This is a genomic window from Bradyrhizobium guangdongense (assembly GCF_004114975.1).
Classification (GTDB): Bacteria; Pseudomonadota; Alphaproteobacteria; order Rhizobiales; family Xanthobacteraceae; genus Bradyrhizobium; species Bradyrhizobium guangdongense.
This window is the reverse complement of record NZ_CP030051.1, coordinates 7301626-7318848: the sequence shown is the minus strand read 5'-3', so window position 1 is coordinate 7318848 and position 17223 is coordinate 7301626. Positions and strand designations below refer to the sequence as shown.

At 65.2% G+C, this 17223-nt stretch carries 11 protein-coding genes; 4 read left to right on the top strand and 7 right to left on the bottom strand.

Annotated elements, in window-relative coordinates:
* Nucleotides 1–13: 13 nt before the first annotated feature.
* Nucleotides 14–1630, top strand: a complete 1617-nt coding sequence (locus X265_RS35025; protein ID WP_128968972.1) for an acyl-CoA carboxylase subunit beta — start codon at nt 14–16, stop codon at nt 1628–1630.
* Nucleotides 1627–3600: an acetyl/propionyl/methylcrotonyl-CoA carboxylase subunit alpha gene (locus X265_RS35020; protein WP_128968971.1), complete on the top strand. Its 1974-nt coding sequence runs from the start codon at nt 1627–1629 to the stop codon at nt 3598–3600. Before X265_RS35025 ends, X265_RS35020 begins: the two co-directional genes overlap by 4 nt.
* 120 nt (nt 3601–3720) lie before the next feature.
* Here the strand turns inward: X265_RS35020 and X265_RS35015 are convergent, their stop codons facing one another.
* The 7 genes from X265_RS35015 to X265_RS34985 form a co-directional block, all read right to left on the bottom strand.
* Nucleotides 3721–4716, bottom strand: a complete 996-nt coding sequence (locus tag X265_RS35015) for an ABC transporter ATP-binding protein (RefSeq protein ID WP_128968970.1) — start codon at nt 4714–4716, stop codon at nt 3721–3723.
* The gene (locus X265_RS35010; protein ID WP_128968969.1) at nt 4713–5720 is read right to left on the bottom strand and encodes an ABC transporter ATP-binding protein; all 1008 of its coding nucleotides are present in this window, start codon (nt 5718–5720) and stop codon (nt 4713–4715) included. The genes X265_RS35015 and X265_RS35010 overlap by 4 nt, the downstream gene beginning before the upstream one ends.
* Nucleotides 5720–6613: an ABC transporter permease gene (locus X265_RS35005; protein WP_128968968.1), complete on the bottom strand. Its 894-nt coding sequence runs from the start codon at nt 6611–6613 to the stop codon at nt 5720–5722. The genes X265_RS35010 and X265_RS35005 overlap by 1 nt, the downstream gene beginning before the upstream one ends.
* Nucleotides 6614–6804: 191 nt before the next feature.
* On the bottom strand, nt 6805–7752 hold the full coding sequence (locus X265_RS35000) for an ABC transporter permease (RefSeq protein WP_128968967.1): 948 nt from the start codon (nt 7750–7752) through the stop codon (nt 6805–6807).
* A gap of 38 nt (nt 7753–7790) precedes the next feature.
* Complete coding sequence (locus X265_RS34995; protein ID WP_128968966.1) at nt 7791–9389, bottom strand: ABC transporter substrate-binding protein; 1599 nt, start codon at nt 9387–9389, stop codon at nt 7791–7793.
* 422 nt (nt 9390–9811) lie between these two features.
* Nucleotides 9812–11362: an AMP-binding protein gene (locus tag X265_RS34990; RefSeq protein WP_128968965.1), complete on the bottom strand. Its 1551-nt coding sequence runs from the start codon at nt 11360–11362 to the stop codon at nt 9812–9814.
* Nucleotides 11363–11383: 21 nt separating this feature from the next.
* Nucleotides 11384–12538: an iron-containing alcohol dehydrogenase gene (locus X265_RS34985; protein ID WP_128968964.1), complete on the bottom strand. Its 1155-nt coding sequence runs from the start codon at nt 12536–12538 to the stop codon at nt 11384–11386.
* Between the two features lie 270 nt (nt 12539–12808).
* Here X265_RS34985 and X265_RS34980 point away from each other — a divergent pair, with 270 nt between their 5' ends.
* The gene (locus tag X265_RS34980; RefSeq protein ID WP_164938947.1) at nt 12809–14026 is read left to right on the top strand and encodes an efflux RND transporter periplasmic adaptor subunit; all 1218 of its coding nucleotides are present in this window, start codon (nt 12809–12811) and stop codon (nt 14024–14026) included.
* Entirely contained in the window at nt 14023–17187 is a 3165-nt protein-coding gene (locus X265_RS34975; protein WP_128968962.1) for an efflux RND transporter permease subunit, read from the top strand. Before X265_RS34980 ends, X265_RS34975 begins: the two co-directional genes overlap by 4 nt.
* Nucleotides 17188–17223: the final 36 nt, after the last annotated feature.

Sequence of the window (17223 nt, the reverse complement as noted above, 5' to 3'; positions counted from 1 at the left end):
GGCAGGAGCACTAATGTCTGCTATCGAAAACACCATCTCCCCCAGCGGCGTCAGCTATCAGGCCAATCGCGACGGCATGCTCGGCCTGATCGGCCGCATGCGCGCGCTGGAAGAACGCACGCGTGTCGCTTCCGCCGCGGCAAAGGATCGTTTCCACAAGCGCGGGCAGCTGCTGCCGCGCGAGCGCGTCGCGCTGGTGCTAGATCCCGGCGCGCCCTTCATCGAGCTGTCGACCCTCGCCGGCTATATGTTCGACGTCCCGGATGCCGACAAGAGCGTGCCCGGCGGTGGCGTCATCGCCGGCATCGGCTTCGTCTCCGGTATCCGCTGCATGGTCAGCGCCAGCGATTCCGGTATCGATGCCGGCGCGCTGCAGCCTTTCGGCCTCGACAAGACGCTGCGCGTGCAGGAGCTCGCGCTCGAGAACAAGCTGCCCTACGTTCAACTCGTCGAAAGCGCCGGCGCCAATCTCCTGCGCTACCGCGTCGAGGATTTTGTCCGCGGCGGCAACATCTTTCGCAATCTCGCGCGGCTGTCGGCGGCGGGCCTTCCGGTCGTCACCGTCACGCACGGCTCGTCCACCGCGGGCGGGGCCTATCAGACCGGCCTCTCCGACTATATCGTGATGGTGCGCGGCCGCACCCGCGCCTTCCTCGCCGGTCCCCCACTCCTGAAGGCCGCGACCGGCGAGATCGCGACCGAGGAAGAGCTCGGTGGCGCCGAGATGCACACGCAAATCTCCGGTCTCGGCGACTATCTCGCCGAGGATGACCGCGACGCCCTGCGTATCGCGCGCGAGATCATGGCGGCGCTGCAATGGGAGCGGCCGGACCGGACGCCGTCTGACTTCAAGCCACCGCGCTACGACCAGGACGAGCTGCTCGGCATCATGCCGATGGACCACAAGCGGCCTGTCGATATGCGCCAAGTGATCGCGCGCATCATCGACGATTCCGACTTCATCGAGATGGCGCCGAACTATGGCCCGGCCACCGTCTGCGGCCACGCCCGCATCGAGGGCCAGGCGATCGGCATCATCACCAACAACGGCCCGCTCGATCCCGCCGGCGCCAACAAGGCGACGCATTTCATCCAGGCCTGCTGCCAGACCCGCACGCCGATCCTCTATCTCAACAACACCACCGGCTACATGGTCGGCAAGGCCTATGAGGAAGCCGGCATGATCAAGCACGGCTCCAAGATGATTCAGGCGGTGACCTCGGCGACGGTGCCGCAGATCACCATCTATTGCGGCGCCTCGTTCGGCGCCGGCAATTACGGCATGTGCGGCCGCGGCTTCCATCCGCGCTTCTGCTTCTCCTGGCCCAACGCCAAGACTGCGGTGATGGGCGGCGAGCAGGCGGCCGAGACGATGGCCATCGTGACGGAAGCCGCCGCGGCGCGCCGCGGCAAGCCGATCGAGAAAGACAAGTTAGAGGCCATGAAAGCGCAGATCGTCGGCGTGTTCGACGGCCAGATGGACGTGTTCTCGACCAGCGCGCGCGTGCTCGACGACGGGGTGATCGATCCGCGCGACACCCGCGCGGTGCTGTCGCAGGTGCTCGCGATCTGCCGGGAGGGCGATTCGCGCATGCCCCAGCGCATGCAGTTTTCGGTGGCCCGGCCATGAGGAACGGATCAGTGCAGCACCGGCCGTTCTTTAAAGTGTTGGTCGCCAATCGCGGCGAGATCGCGCTGCGCGTGATGCGGAGCGCGCGGCAGCTCGGCCTTGGCGTTGTCGCCGTGTATTCAGATGCCGATCGCGATGCGCTCCATGTGAAGCAGGCGGACCAGGCCGTGCGCATCGGTGAAGCCCTGCCGGCGCAATCCTATCTCAACATCCCCGCGATCATCGCCGCGGCCAAGGCGAGCGGCGCGGATGCCGTTCATCCCGGCTACGGATTCCTCGCCGAGAACGAGGACTTCGCGCAAGCCTGCAGGGATGCCGGTCTCGTCTTCATCGGCCCGTCGCCGCAGGCGATCGCAGCGATGGGCAACAAGGCCGGCGCCAAGGAGATCATGAAGAAGGCTGGGGTACCTGTCGTGCCCGGCTATCAAGGTTCCGATCAGGGTGATGAGACCATGCTCGCGGAAGCCAGCAAGATCGGTTTCCCCGTCATGATCAAGGCCGTTGCGGGGGGCGGCGGTCGCGGCATGCGGCTGGTGACCGACGCAGCGTCGTTTGCGGATGCGTTGCGTAGCGCGCGATCGGAGGCCAAGGCGGCGTTCGGCGATCCCACGGTCATTCTCGAGCGCGCCATCCAGAACCCGCGTCACATCGAAGTTCAGGTGTTCGGCGATATCAATGGCAACGCCATCCATCTCGGCGAGCGCGACTGCTCGGTGCAGCGGCGGCACCAGAAACTGATCGAGGAGGCGCCGTCGCCCGCGGTCACGCCGGAGCTGCGCGCCAGGATGGGCGAGGTCGCGGTCGCGGCGGTGAAGGCGCTGCGCTATGAGGGCGCCGGCACGCTGGAATTCCTGCTCGATGCAAGCGGCGACTTCTACTTCATGGAGATGAACACGCGCCTCCAGGTCGAGCATCCCGTCACCGAAGCGATCACCGGGCTCGATCTCGTCGAGTTGCAATTGCGCATTGCGCGTGGTGAGCCGTTGCCGGTGAAGCAGCAGGACATCAAGTTCTCCGGCCATGCCATCGAGGTGCGGCTCTGCTCGGAAGACGCCGCGCATGAGTTCATGCCGCAGTCCGGCCGCATGGCGCGCTGGCAAGTGCCGGAAGGCATTCGCGTCGAGCACGCGCTGCAATCCGGGTCTGAGATCCCGCCGTTCTATGATTCCATGATCGCCAAGGTGATCAGCCATGGCGCGACGCGCGAGGAGGCGAGGGGGCGGTTAATCGTCGGACTCGAGCAGCTCACGGCGCTCGGCGTGACCACCAACCAGGCGTTCCTGATGTCCTGCCTGCGTCATCCCGGCTTTGCCAGGGGGGAGGCAACGACGGCCTTCATCGACGCCCATCGCGACGAGCTGCTGGCGCCGCGGGCGGATACCGCATTCGATACGGCGCTGGCCGGCCTGCTGCTCTACGTCACCAATCCGCGCGCGCCGGTATGGCGCAGGGGCCGGAGCCTGTCGGCGACGTTTCCGCTTCCCGTGAAGATCGAGATCGCCGGCCAGGCGCTCGAGCTTGATGTCACGCGCGAGCGCGACGGCAGCTACATTGTTGGCAGGGACGGTCGTCAGGACAAGTTCGAGATCGACCAGCTAGACCCTGGCTCCATCCGCTTCCGCCACGGCGGCGTGATGGATAGTGCAAAATACTTGCGCGACGGCGATCGGCTCTACGTTCAGCATCGCGGCATTCCATTTGCCATCACCGATCTCACGCTGGCTGCGCCGAGGGCCGCCGCAAGCAACGGCGGCGATGGCAAGGTCCGCGCCGCCATGAACGGCCGTGTTGTCGCCGTCCTGGTCAAGCCGGGCGACCGCGTCACAGCAGGCCAACCGGTGCTGACGCTGGAAGCGATGAAGATGGAACACGTCCACAAGGCCGGCATCGACGGCGTGGTGGCGGCGATCGATGTCGCCGAGGGCGAGCAGGTGACGACGGGACGGGTTGTGGCGGAGATCGGGGCGTAGTCGGAGCCGCGAACGCGGTCTCGTAGGATGGGCAAAGGCGCAAAGCGCCGTGCCCACGATCTCCGTGATGGAGAACGACTGGTGGCCACGCTCCGCTTTGCCCACCCGACGGCGGCAGCGCTACGGTACCTCCGCTGGTCGCCCCGTCCCTTCGTTCAACAGGCAGGCGACCTGATGCCCGTCGCCGGCATCCATCAGCACCGGTCGCTCCGTCTTGCATCGCTCCATCGCGAACCGGCAGCGGGTGTGAAACGCGCAGCCGGGCGGCGGATTGACCGGGCTTGGCACGTCACCATCGACCAGCGGCGCGAGCTTCTTCGCCAGCGGGTTGGCGATCGGCACCGAGGCGAGCAGCGCCTGCGTATAGGGATGACGCGGATTGCGGAACAGCTCGTCCTTGTCGGCGATCTCGACGATACGGCCGAGATACATCACGGCAACGCGGTGGCTGATGTGAGCGACCACGGCAAGGTCATGAGCGATGAAGAGATAGGAGAAGCCATGCTGGCGCTGCAAATCGATCAGCAGGTTGATCACCTGCGCCTGGATCGAGACGTCCAGCGCGGAGACCGGCTCGTCACAGACGATCAGCCGCGGCTCCAGCGCCAGCGCCCGCGCGATGCAGATGCGCTGGCGCTGACCGCCGGAGAACTGATGGGGGAAATTGCGCATCTGGTCCGGGCGCAGCCCGACCTGCTCGAACAGTTTTGCGACGCGCGTCTCCAGCGCCTTGCCGGTAGCAAGACCGTGGACCGCGATCGGCTCGCCGACGATATCGCCGGCGGTCATGCGCGGATTGAGCGAGGCGAACGGGTCCTGGAACACGATCTGCATCGCGCGGCGATGCGCTCGCAGCGCGGTCTTGGACAGATGCGTGATGTCCTCGCCGTCAAGGCGGATCCGGCCTGCAGTCGGCTCGACCAGCCGCAGCACGCTGCGCGCCACCGTCGACTTGCCGCAGCCGGATTCCCCGACCAGGCCGAGCGTCTCGCCGGCGCCAAGGGAGAACGAGACGCCGTCGACTGAATGCACCGTGCCGACCTGCCGGCGCAGCACGCCGGCGCGCACCGGGTAGTATTTCTTGAGATCGGTGACTTCGAGCAGCGCCTTGGTCATGCCACCTCCGCCACTTCAGCCGCGCGCCAGCAGGCGGCGAGATGGCCGCCGCCCCAATCGGTTAGCGGCGGGTACTCCGCCTCGCAGCGTTTCACCGCGAGCTTGCAGCGCGGCGCGAAGGCGCAGCCCTTTGGCAAGCGCACCAGCGACGGCACCGTGCCCGGAATTTCGTTCAAGCGCTCCTGCGCGGCGACGCCCGATGCGGGCACCGCCGGGATCGAGGCCATCAGCCCGCGCGTATAGGGATGCTTGGGCGCGGCGAACAACGCTTCGACGGTGGCTTCCTCGACCTTGCGTCCCGCATACATCACGATCACACGCTGTGCGGTCTGCGCGACGACGCCGAGATCGTGGGTGATGAGCACGAGGCCGGTGCCGAGCTCCTTCTGAAGATCGAGGATCAGCGCCAGGATCTGGGCCTGGATGGTGACGTCGAGCGCGGTGGTCGGCTCGTCCGCGATCAGCAGCGCCGGCCGGCAGGCCAGCGCCATCGCGATCATCGCGCGCTGGCGCATGCCGCCGGAGAGCTGGTGCGGATATTCGCGCGCGCGCCGCGCCGGCTCGGGAATGCGCACCAGCCGCAGCATCTCGACCGCGACAGCGTGCGCCTCCCTCGGCGTGATGTTCCGGTGCAGCCGCACCGCCTCGACGATCTGGTCGCCGATCCGCATCACGGGATTGAGCGAGGTCATCGGCTCCTGGAAGATCATGGAGATGCGGTTGCCCCTAACCTCGCGCATCCCGGTTTCGTCCAGCGCCAGCAGGTCGGTGCCTTCGAGCGAGACCGAGCCGCCGACGATGCGTCCGGGCGGATCGGGGACCAGCCGCATCAAGGACAGCGCGGTGACGCTCTTGCCGCAGCCGGATTCGCCGACGATCGCCAGCGTCTCGCCGCGCTTCACGGTGAAGGAGATGTCGTCGACCGCCTTGAACAGGCCGGAATTGGTGAAGAACACCGTCTTCAGGTTCTTCACCTCGAGCACGAGATCGGTTGTTTCAACCATCAGCCGCGCTGCCGGGGATCGAGGATGTCGCGCAGCGCGTCGCCGAACAGATTGGCGCCGAACACGGCGAGGCTGATGGCAATGCCCGGGAAGATCACCAGCCACGGCGCGGTGCGGACATATTCGGCGGCGGACTCCGACAGCATGCGCCCCCATGACGGATAGGGCTCGGGAATGCCGAGGCCGAGGAAGGAGAGCGAGGCTTCGGTCAGAATGGTCGAGCCGAGCTGCGCGGTGGCCAGCACGATCAGCGGCGCCAGCGTGTTCGGCAGGACGTGACGCAGCGCGATGCGGACCTCGCTCATGCCGATCGATTTGGCGGCCTCGACGAACGGTTGCTCCCGTAGCGCCAGCGTGTTGGCGCGGGTGACGCGCGCCACCGTCGGGATCAGCGGGATGGCGATGGCGAGAATCACGTTCGGCAGCGACGGCCCAAGCGCGGCCGTCATCACCAGCGCCAGCACCAGCAGCGGCAACGCCTGGAGAACGTCGGAGACGCGCTGGAATACGAGATCGACCCAGCCGGAAAGATAGCCGGAGGTGAGGCCGACGATGACGCCGATCGAGCCGCCGAGCGCTGTCGAGCCGAGCCCCACCGCCAGCGAGATCCGCGCGCCATGGATGATGCGGCTGAAAACGTCGCGGCCGAACGAGTCGGTGCCCATCCAGTGCGCCCAGCTCGGACGCGCCAGCGCGTGGGCGGCATCGACGCTCAGCGGATCGTAACGGGCGATGAAGTCGGCGAACATCGCCGTCAGCACGAACAGCGTCATGATGACGAGCCCGGCCGCGCCCAGCACGTGCCGCTGTGCCAGAAACAGCACGCGCCGCCAGCCGCCGGTCGCATGCGCGCCGGCCCGCCTCAGTTCAACGTCAAAATCGATCGCGGCCATGCGGGCCTCCGCGGAGAGATACACCTCTCCCCCTCGGGGAGAGGTCGGCGCGTAGCGCCGGGTGAGGGGGCTCTGCCCTCACGAGAGAGCGTAATCCCTCACCCGGACCGCATCTTGCGATGCGGCCCGACCTCTCCCTACGGGAGAGGTGGAGCACCGCCGTCGCGTGTGATCGCCTCGATCTCATGCCACTAATCCGTGTACCGGATGCGCGGATCGAACACGGCATAGAGCATGTCGACGGTGAAGTTCGCGAACACCACGACCACCGCGATGAGCATCACGAGGTTCTGCACGATCGGGTAGTCGCGCCAGCGGATCGCCTCGACCAGGAACCGGGCGACGCCGGGGATGTTGAACACGGTCTCCGTCACAATCAGGCCGCCGATCAGGAATGCCGCCTCGATGCCGATCACGGTGATCACGGGCAGGATCGCGTTCTTCAGCGCGTGATGATAATTCACGGCGGCATCGGAGGCGCCCTTGGCGCGGGCGGTGCGGATATAGTCCTGCCGCAAGACCTCCAGCATCGAGGATCGCGTGATGCGCATGGTCAGCGCCGAACTGCGGAATCCGACCACCATCGCCGGGATGCAATAGGTCGCAAGCGCTTCGCCGAGGGTTTGTGGATTGGGATTGAAGATCGGCATCTGCCCGAACATCGCCACCGACGCGGTGAGGACCAAAAGACCGAGCCAGAACGAGGGCAGCGACAATCCGCTCAGGCTGACCACGCGGAGCGCATAGTCGAGCCGTGTGCCCTGCTTGACCGCGCTGATGACCCCGAGCGGAATGCCGATCGAAGCCGAGAACAGCAGCGCGAGGCCGGCGAGCCGGGCGGTGATCGGGATGCGCGGCAAGATCTCCTGAAGCGCCGGCTTCTCCGAAACATAGGAATAGCCGAGATCGCCGTGCAGCAGGCCGCCGATCCAGTGCAGATATTGCACCACCAGCGGCTGATCGATGCCGAGCTGCTTCTCCAGATCGACCTTGTCGGCGGGATCGACGTAGCCGGCCGCGGCGAACAGGATGTCGACGATGTTGCCGGGCACGATGCGCAGCAGGAAGAAGATGACGACCGAGATCCCGAACAGGGTCACGAGCATCAGGAACAGGCGCCGCACCAGATAGGCAAACATCCTTCGCCCTCCGCGCCCTTAGTCTTCAGCCTGGCGCACTATTTGTCGAGCCACACATCCTCGAAGCGAAATCCGTTGTAGGAGCTGTTGGACATGATCGTGACCCCCTTGACGTAGGGCTGCCAGCAGGTGCCGGCCCGCGCATGGAAGATGATCGGACGGGCAACGTCCTCCTGCAGCTTCTTGTCGATGTCCCAGACCAGCGGCTTGCGCTTGGCGATGTCGATCTCCTGCGACTGTACGTCGAACAGCTTTTCGATCTCCTTGTTGCAGTAGTTGGTGTAGTTCCGCTCCGAGCCGCAGGAATAGTTCTCGTAGAAGGACTGGTCGGGATCGTCGACGGAATTGCCGGTCAAGTTGAGGCCGAGCATGTAATCCTTGCGCGCGACCTTCGGGAACCAGTTGGCAGTTTCCACCACGTCGAGCTCGCCGTCGATATAGATGCTCTTGAGCTGGTCGATCAGGATCACCGCGGGATCGCGATATTCCGCCAGATTGCGCGTCGAGACCTTCACGGCGAGATGTTTGTCGGGGCCGTAGCCCGCCTTCTGCATCAGTTTCTTCGCTTCCTCGCGGTTTGCGTTCACGTCCGGACCGTAGCCCGGAATGGTCTGCAGCTTGTCCTTGGGCATGCCCCAGATGCCTTGCGGCGGTGGCAGCATGGTGCCGCCGATGTCGGCCTGACCCTCGAACAGGATGTCGACGAAGGCCTTGCGGTCGAGCGCCATGGCCATCGCGCGGCGGATATCGATGTTGTCGAACGGCGGGGAGGTCGAATTGACGATGATGTTGGTCGAAACGTTGGTCGGCTCGACGACGCAGACCGCGTTCGGCGCCTGCGACTTGATGTCCTTCAGCAGCGGAATGGTGATATGCGTCGGGAACGTCATGTCGAACTTGCCGGCGACGAAGGCGAGGATCGCGGTCGAGCGGTTCGGGATGATCGTGTATTCGATGCCGTCGAGATAGGGCAGGCCCTTCTTCCAATAGTCCGGATTCTTCGTCAGCTTGATCGATTCATTGGCCTTGAACTCGACGAATTTGTACGGCCCGGTCCCGATCGGGTGGGTGCGCATGTCCGCCGGCGAGACGTGGCAGGGATAGATCGGCGTATAGCCGGAGGCGAGCATCGCCAGCAGCGAAGGTTGCGGCCGCTTCAGGTCGAAGGAGACCTCGAAGTCGCCGTTGGACGTGACGTCGTTGACCTCGCTGTACCAGGCCTTGCGCGGATTCTGCCGCAGCTTCTGCTGCGACTTGCCCATCAGGAGATCGAAGGTGCACTTGACGTCGGCCGACGTGAACGGCTTGCCGTCGTGCCATTTGACGCCCTGGCGCAGTTTGAACGTCAGCTTCTTGTTGTCGCCGCTCCAGGACCAGCTTTCTGCCAGCTCAGGCCTGAGGGTATCGGGGCTGTTCTGCGCGATGTGCTGGTCGTAGATGACGAGATTGTTGAACACGCCCATGAAGGGCACGTTGACCGAATAGGTCGCGCCCTCGAGGATGGACGCATTCGCCGGGCTGTCGCGGTGATACATCCGCAGGATTCCGCCCTGCTTGGGCTCGCCGGCGAACGCAATGGTCGAAAACGCCAGCCAAGACAGCGCCGCCGTCGCGGCGAGCGCCCGCACGCTCCGCATCCTCGTCCTCCCTGGACATTGGCCTTTAGCCTCTTGGGCCTTTTGCGGCCTGTTTGTCCCGACGATAGCCGACGCGCATGGACCGAGGCAACCGGCTAACGCGTTTTATGGCCTCGGCAATTTGGATGACGTAATGCCGCAGGAATCTTCACGCTTTCACAATTTGGGAGTGCAGGTGCGAAGGGTTCCGGCGGTAGCGTTGCGCGCGATTGCAATGCCAAATCTCCGTCGCGGTCCCGGAATAAGCGCAGCGCAGATCCCGGGACCATAGCCACAGGGAGACGTTTGGCGAAGACTCGGAGTGACCGGCGCGCGCAACAACGATGCCTTGTGGTTATGGATCCCGGGTTCGCGACTTTGTCGCATCCCGGGATGACAGCGGAGTTTTTGGAACTGGCTTGCTTACGACACGGCAGAACGCCTCACACGATCCGCGACGTCTTGTTGCCCCAGTACCGATCCCTCAGCAGCCGCTTGTACAGCTTCCCCGTCGGCAGCCGCGGCAATTCCTTCTCGAAATCGACCGAGCGCGGCACCTTCTGCCGCGACAGTGACTGCCCGCAGAAAGCAATCAGTTCCTCTGCCAGCGCGGGCCCCGGCACCACGCCGGGCATCGGCTGCACCACCGCCTTCACCTCTTCGCCGAGATCGGCATTGGGCACGCCGAACACCGCCGCGTCCGCCACCTTGGGATGGGTGATCAGTAGATTCTCGCATTCCTGCGGATAGATGTTCACGCCGCCGGAGATGATCATGAAAGTGGCGCGGTCGGTGAGATAGAGGAAGCGGTCCTCATCGACATAGCCGACATCCCCGACCGTGCTCATGCTGCCATCGGCCGAGCGCGCCTCCCTGGTCTTCTCCGGATCGTTGAAATACTCGAACGGCGACGCCGTCTTGAACCAGACCTGGCCCGGCGTGCCGGTCGGGCATTCCCGCATGTTCTCGTCGAGAATATGCAAGTCGCCGAGCAGCACCTTGCCGACGGTGCCGCGGTGGCTAAGCCATTCCTCGCTGTTGCAGGCCGTGAAGCCGAGCCCTTCGGTCGCGCCGTAATATTCGTGGATGATCGGCCCCCACCATTTGATCATGTCGTCCTTGACCAGCGCCGGACAAGGCGCCGCGGCATGGATCGCGATCTCCAGCGAGGACAAATCGTAACGCTTTCGCGCGTCCTCGGGCAGCTTGAGCATGCGCGAGAACATCGTCGGCACCAGCTGGCTGTGCGTGATGCCCCATTGTTCGACGAGCTGGAGGTAACGCTCGGGATCGAAATGCTCCATGATGATCACGGTGCCGCCCATGCGGATCGTCAGATTGACCGCGGCCTGCGGCGCCGAATGATAGAGCGGTGCCGGCGACAGATAGACCATGCCCTCGCGGTAGTGCCAAAGCTTGGTCAGGAAATCGAACAGCGGCAGATTGTGTTTCGGCGGCTCCTCCGGCAGTGGCCGCAGGATGCCTTTCGGCCGTCCGGTCGTGCCCGACGAGTAGAGCATCGCGGTGCCGAGCCACTCATCGGCGATCGGCGTTTTCGGCAGCTCGGCGGTGACATCAGCCAGCCCGACGATGCGGTCGCTCTCGCCGGGGCCGTCGGCGACGATGCAGAGCTTGATCTCGGGGCAGGCCTGGATCGCCTCCCGCGCGATGTCGAGCTTGGCCACCGAGGTGATCAGGATCTTGGACTGACTGTTGACGAGGAGATAGGCCAGCTCGCCGGGCGTCAGGAAGGAGTTGATGCACGTGTAGTAAAGGCCGGACCGCTCGCCCGCGCCGCAGGCTTCGAGATAGCGCGAATTGTTCTCCATGAAGATCGAGTAGTGATCGAGCCGCTTCAAGCCATGCTTGCGAAGCAGATGCGCGAGGCGATTGCTGCGCGCCTCCAGCTCGCGGTAGGTGACGGCCTCGCCCGTCGCGGCCATGATGAAGGCGGGTTGCAGCGGGCGCAGTCGAGCATGCAGACCTGGGTACATCAGTCCTCCGGCATTACGACATCATGCGGCGAGATCAAGGATTTCGCGAATCTGCGCCGCGCTCTCGATCTTGCGCGGGTTGCGCGGGATCCAGTTCGTGCGCATCGCCTGTTCGGCGACCGCAGCAAAATGCTCGGGCAAGACACCCACGGCGGCGAGGCTGCGCGGCATGCCGAGCGAGCGGATGAAGGCATCGAGCACGTCGGCGGCGTTGTGGCCGGGAAAGCCCATTGCGGCGGCGACGATCATCTGCTGTTCGGCATTGGCGCTTGCATTCCAGCGCATCACCGCCGGCAGCATGACGCAGGACGTGTAGCCGTGCGGCACGTCGAAGGCGCCACCCAGCACGTAGCCGATGCCGTGGCTCGCCCCCATCGGCACGCCGGCCGCGAGGGCGCCCATCGACAACCAGGTGCCGATCTGCGCATCCATTCGCGCGTCGAGATCGGCCGGATCGGCCTTCACCCGCGGCAGCGCGTCGGCCAGCATGGCAAGGCCCTTCACCGCTTGCGCATCGGCATAAGGATGCGTCTCGTGCGAGCAGATCGCCTCCACGCAATGGTCGACGGCGCGGATGCCGGTGGAGAGGAACAGCCATTCCGGCGTGTGCACGGTGATGGCGGGATCGAGGATGGTCGCGCGCGGCACGGTCAGCGGATGCCGCAGCATCTGCTTCACATGGGTGCTGCGGTCGGTCACGCCGGCGATCGACGAGAATTCGCCGCCGGCAATCGTGGTCGGCACGCTGACCTGCCGCACCAATGGCGCGGTCATGTCAGGTGCGACGCCCCTGTGCACGCGGATGCGGTCGATGCCCGCGACATCGTCGATGCCGTTGGCCAAGCACAGCTGCACCGCCTTGGCGCCGTCGGTGATCGAGCCGCCGCCCACCGTGACGATCAGATCGGCGCCGGCTGCGCGCGCGGCGTTGGTCGCCGCGATCACCGCCTCGCGTGGCGTGTGCGCGGGCATCGCATCGAACAGCCCGGCACATCGCGAGCCCAGCGCGTCTCGGATTTTTGCGATTTCGTCGGTCTGGCGGTTCAGCGTGCCTGAGACCATCAGGAAGGCGCGGCGGGTTCCGAGCCGGTCCATCTGCGCGACGACGGCCTCGGCCGCCGGATGGCCGAACACGACCTCCTCGATCGCGCCGTAAACGACACGTCCCTGATGCACGCCTGTCCTCCCCGGACAATTCGTCTTGTTTTCTATGGGATAATCTAGCCGAGCCGACAGGGCGCGTCATGTGTGAAGACGCTGGCGGCCTTTCCCCCGCGCGCGGGAGGGGGCGAAGAAGAGCCGTGTCAACCCGCCATCCGGCCAGGGCGTTCTCTGCAGCATTGCACACCCATTGGTCTTGAAGAGTTCATCATTGCCACCCATCTTGTGCCGCCCGCAGGTAAAAGCCTACCCTAGGCTTCTGCGGCTGTGATGCGAGGACCTGGGATGAGCGGACCGGACGGAAGCGAGCAATTTGCCACGACGCACGATTTCGTTCAGTCCCGGACTTGCGCGTTAGCCGGCCTGCTCGTAGCGGCCTTCGCGCTCAGCGGTTGCGGACAGCCGACCTCGCAGGCGGCCGCGCCGCCACCGCCGCCGGTCACTGTCGCGCAGCCGGTCAAGCGCACGGTCACCGATTGGGATGAGTACACCGGCCGGTTCGAGGCGGTCGAGGAGGTGCAGGTGCGTCCTCGCGTCGGCGGCTTCGTCAACTCCGTCGAGTTCCAGGACGGCGCGATCGTCCACCAAGGCGATCTGCTTTATGTGATTGACCCGCGTCCCTTCGAGGCGGTGGCCGAGCAGGCCGACGGCCAGCTCTCCGACGCCCGCGCCAAGGTGGAGCTGGCCAAGCGCGAACTCGACCGCGGCCTGAACCTGGTCCAGACCAGCGCGGTGTCCGAGCAGGTCGTCGACCAGCGCCGCCAGGCCTTGCAGGCCGCGCACGCCGCCGAGACCCAGGCCGAGGGTGCACTGAAGGCCGCCCGGCTCAACATCGAGTTCACCCATGTCACCGCGCCGATCACCGGCCGTGTCAGCCGCCATCTCGTCAGTCCCGGCAATCTCGTGCAGGGCAGCGACAACGGTTCTTCGACCTTGCTGACCTCGATCGTGACGATGGACCCGATCTACATCTATTTCGACATGGATGAGACGGCCTTCATGAAATACAGCAAGCTCTGGTTCGAGGGGAAGCGCCCGAGCTCGCGCGACACGGCCAATCCCGTGCAGGTGACGCTCGCCGGCGAAACCAAGCCCTCGCATGAGGGCTCCGTCAACTTCCTCGACAACCGCCTCGATGTCTCCACCGGCACGCTGCGCAGCCGCGCCGTCGTCAAGAACACCGATCTGTCGATCCTGCCCGGCCAGTTCGGCCGCGTCCGCCTGATCGGCAGCGCGCCCTACGAGGCGCTGTTGGTGCCGGATGCCGCTGTCGCAACCGACCAGTCGCGCAAGATCGTGTTCGTGGTGAAGTCCGACGACACCGTGGAGGCGCGGCCCGTGGTGCTCGGGCCGCTTGAGGACGGCCTGCGCGTGATCCGCGAAGGCCTGAAGGCCGAGGACCGCGTCATCGTCAACGGCATCCAGCGCGCCCGCGTCGGCGCCAAGGTGACCCCGCAGACCGCTCAAGCGCCGGCCGGTGGCAAGGCTGGTGACAAGTCATGAACCTTGGCCGCCTCTCCATCAATCAGCCCATCCTCGCGATGGTGCTGTCGATCGTGCTCCTGATCGTCGGTACGCTCGCCTATTCGACGCTGCCGATCTCCGAATATCCGCAAGTGGTGCCGCCGACGGTCGTCGTCACCACGCAATATCCGGGCGCCTCGGCGCAGACCGTGTCCGATACCGTCGCCGCACCAATCGAGCAGCAGATCAACGGCGTCGAGGACATGCTGTATCTCTACAGCCAGGCGACCTCGAACGGCCAGCTCACCATCACCGTCACCTTCAAGCTGGGCACCGATCTCGACAAGGCGCAGGTGCTGGTGCAGAACCGTGTCGCCATCGCGCAGCCGCAATTGCCGGACGAGGTGCAGCGCAACGGCGTCGTCACCCGCAAGAACTCGCCCGACATTCTGATGGTCGTGTTCATGCTGTCGCCGGACGACACGTTCGACCAGCTCTACATCTCCAATTACGCGCTGCTCCAGGTTCGCGACCAGCTGTTGCGCATCGACGGCGTCGGCGACATCCAGATTTTCGGTGCGCGCGACTATTCGATGCGGCTCTGGCTCGACCCTGACCGCATTGCCAATCTCGGCCTGACTTCGAGCGAGGTGCTGGCCGCGATCCGTGCCCAGAACGTGCAGATCGCCGGCGGCCAGATCGCCGAGCCGCCGATCGCCGACCGCGCCTTCCAGCCGAACCTCGTCTTCACGGGACGTTTGAAAGATCAGAAGCAGTTCGAGGATATCCTGATCAAGGCCGGCTCGGACGGTCGCACGGTGCGGCTGCGCGACGTCGCCCGCGTCGAGCTCGGCGCGCTCGCCTATTCCACCAACAGCTTCCTGCTGCGCAAATCGGCGGTCGCCATGCTGGTGACGCAGCGGCCGGGATCGAATGCGCTCGCGACGGCGAAGCACATCTCCGACACCATGACGAAGCTGAAGGAGAGTTTTCCGAAGGGCCTGGACTACAATATCGGTTACAACCCGACCGAGTTCATCGCGCAATCCGTTCACGAGCTGATCAAGACCATCTATGAAGCCATGCTGCTCGTCGTGGTCGTGGTGCTGGTGTTCCTGCAGGGCTGGCGTCCCGCGATCATCCCGATCATCGCGATTCCGGTGTCGCTGGTCGGCACTTTTGCGGTGATGGCGGCCCTCGGGTTCTCCATCAACAATCTTACGCTGTTCGGGCTCGTGCTCGCCGTCGGCATCGTGGTCGACGACGCCATCGTCGTGGTCGAAAATGTCGAGCGCCATCTCGAGCACGGGCTCAGCCGGCGCGATGCGGCGCTGAAAACGATGGAGGAGGTCGGCGGCGCGCTGGTCTCGATTGCGCTGGTGCTGTGCGCGGTGTTCGTACCGACGGCGTTCCTGGGCGGCATATCCGGGCAGTTCTTCCAGCAATTCGCGGTCACCATTGCGGTTGCGACCGCGATCTCCTGCTTCTGCTCGCTGACGTTGTCGCCGGCGCTGGCCTCGCAGATCCTGACGCCTCATGAGGAGAAGCGGCCGCCCGCCGCCTGGAATCTGATCGCGCGCGGCTGGGCCGCCTTTACCGGCGCGTTCAATCGCGCGTTCGACCGGCTGTCGCACGGCTATGCCGGCGTCGCCAACTTCGTCATCAGGCACTCCGCGGTGATGCTGCTGATCTATCTGGTGCTGATCGGCAGCGCCGGCTGGCTGATCGGGACCACGTCGCAGGGCTTTATTCCCGCGCAGGACCGCGGCTACGTCATCATCTCGGTGCAATTGCCGGGCGCGGCGTCGCTCGCGCGAACCACCGAGATCGTGCGCGAGATCGAGCGGATCTCGCTGGACACGCCGGGCATCATCCGCGTCGCCGCCTTTGCCGGCTTCTCTGGCGCCACGCGCACCCAGGCGGGCAATGCGGCCGCGCTGTTCCCGGTGTTCGACGAGCCCGAGGCGCGACTGAAGAAGGGACTCACCGCCAACGCCATCACGGCCGAGCTGCGCAAGCGCCTCGCCGCGATCCAGGGCGCCTTCATCATCGTGATTCCGCCGCCCGCGGTGCCGGGCATCGGCACCGGCGGCGGTTTCGCCATCCGCATCCAGGATCGGCAGGGCCGCGGACCGGAGCTGCTGGCGTCCGCGACCGACGAGCTCGTCGCCGCCGCGCGCAAATCGCCCTTGCTCCTTGGCCCCTCGGTGTTCTCGCCGTTCTCCGCCAACACGCCGCAACTGTTCGTCGACATCGACCGCACCAAGGCGCAGAAGCTCGGCGTTCCCATCTCCAACATCAACGAAACGATCCAGACCTATTTCGGATCGACCTATGTCAACGACTTCAACCTGTTCGGCCGTACCTATCACGTCACCGCGCAGGCGGATTTCCCGTTCCGCAAAGAACCCAGCGATCTCGCGCGGCTGCGCACGCGCAACGCCTCCGGCGACATGGTGATGCTCGGCAGCGTAGTTGACTTCAGGGATATCTCCGGCCCCGACCGCGTCGCGCGCTACAATCTCTACGCAGCGTCCGAGCTTCAGGGCGAGCCGGCGCCGGGCGTAAGCTCGACCACAGCGCTCAACACCATCAAGAAGCTTGCCGACGAGACCTTGCCGAGCGGCTTCAGCTTCGAGTGGACGGACCTGTCTTATCAGCAGATCAACGGCGGCAACGCCGGTCTTTACGTATTCCCGATCTGCGTGCTGTTCGTCTATCTCGTGCTCGCCGCGCAATATGGCAGCTGGACCTTGCCGTTCGCGGTGATCCTGATCGTGCCGATGTGCCTGCTCGCCGCGACCATCGGGGTGCGCATCATGGGGCAGGACGTCAACATTCTCACACAGATAGGCTTCGTCGTGCTGGTGGGATTGGCGGCGAAGAATGCGATCCTCATCGTCGAGTTCGCCCGCGACATCGAGCTCGAAGGCAAGCCGCGGCTGGAAGCCGTCATCGAAGCCTGCCGGCTTCGCTTGCGGCCGATCCTGATGACGTCCTTCGCCTTCATCCTTGGCGTGCTGCCGCTGGTGATCTCGTCCGGCTCGGGCTCCGAGATGCGCCAGGCGGTCGGTGTCGCCGTGTTCTTCGGCATGATCGGCGTCACCCTGTTCGGCCTCTTGTTCACGCCGATCTTCTACGTGGTGGTGCGGAACCTGGCGGAGGGGCGGCGGGACAAAAAGCCGGAGGCGGCCGCTTAAGGCTTCCCAGGACGACGGCTTTTGGGATGGCGCCAG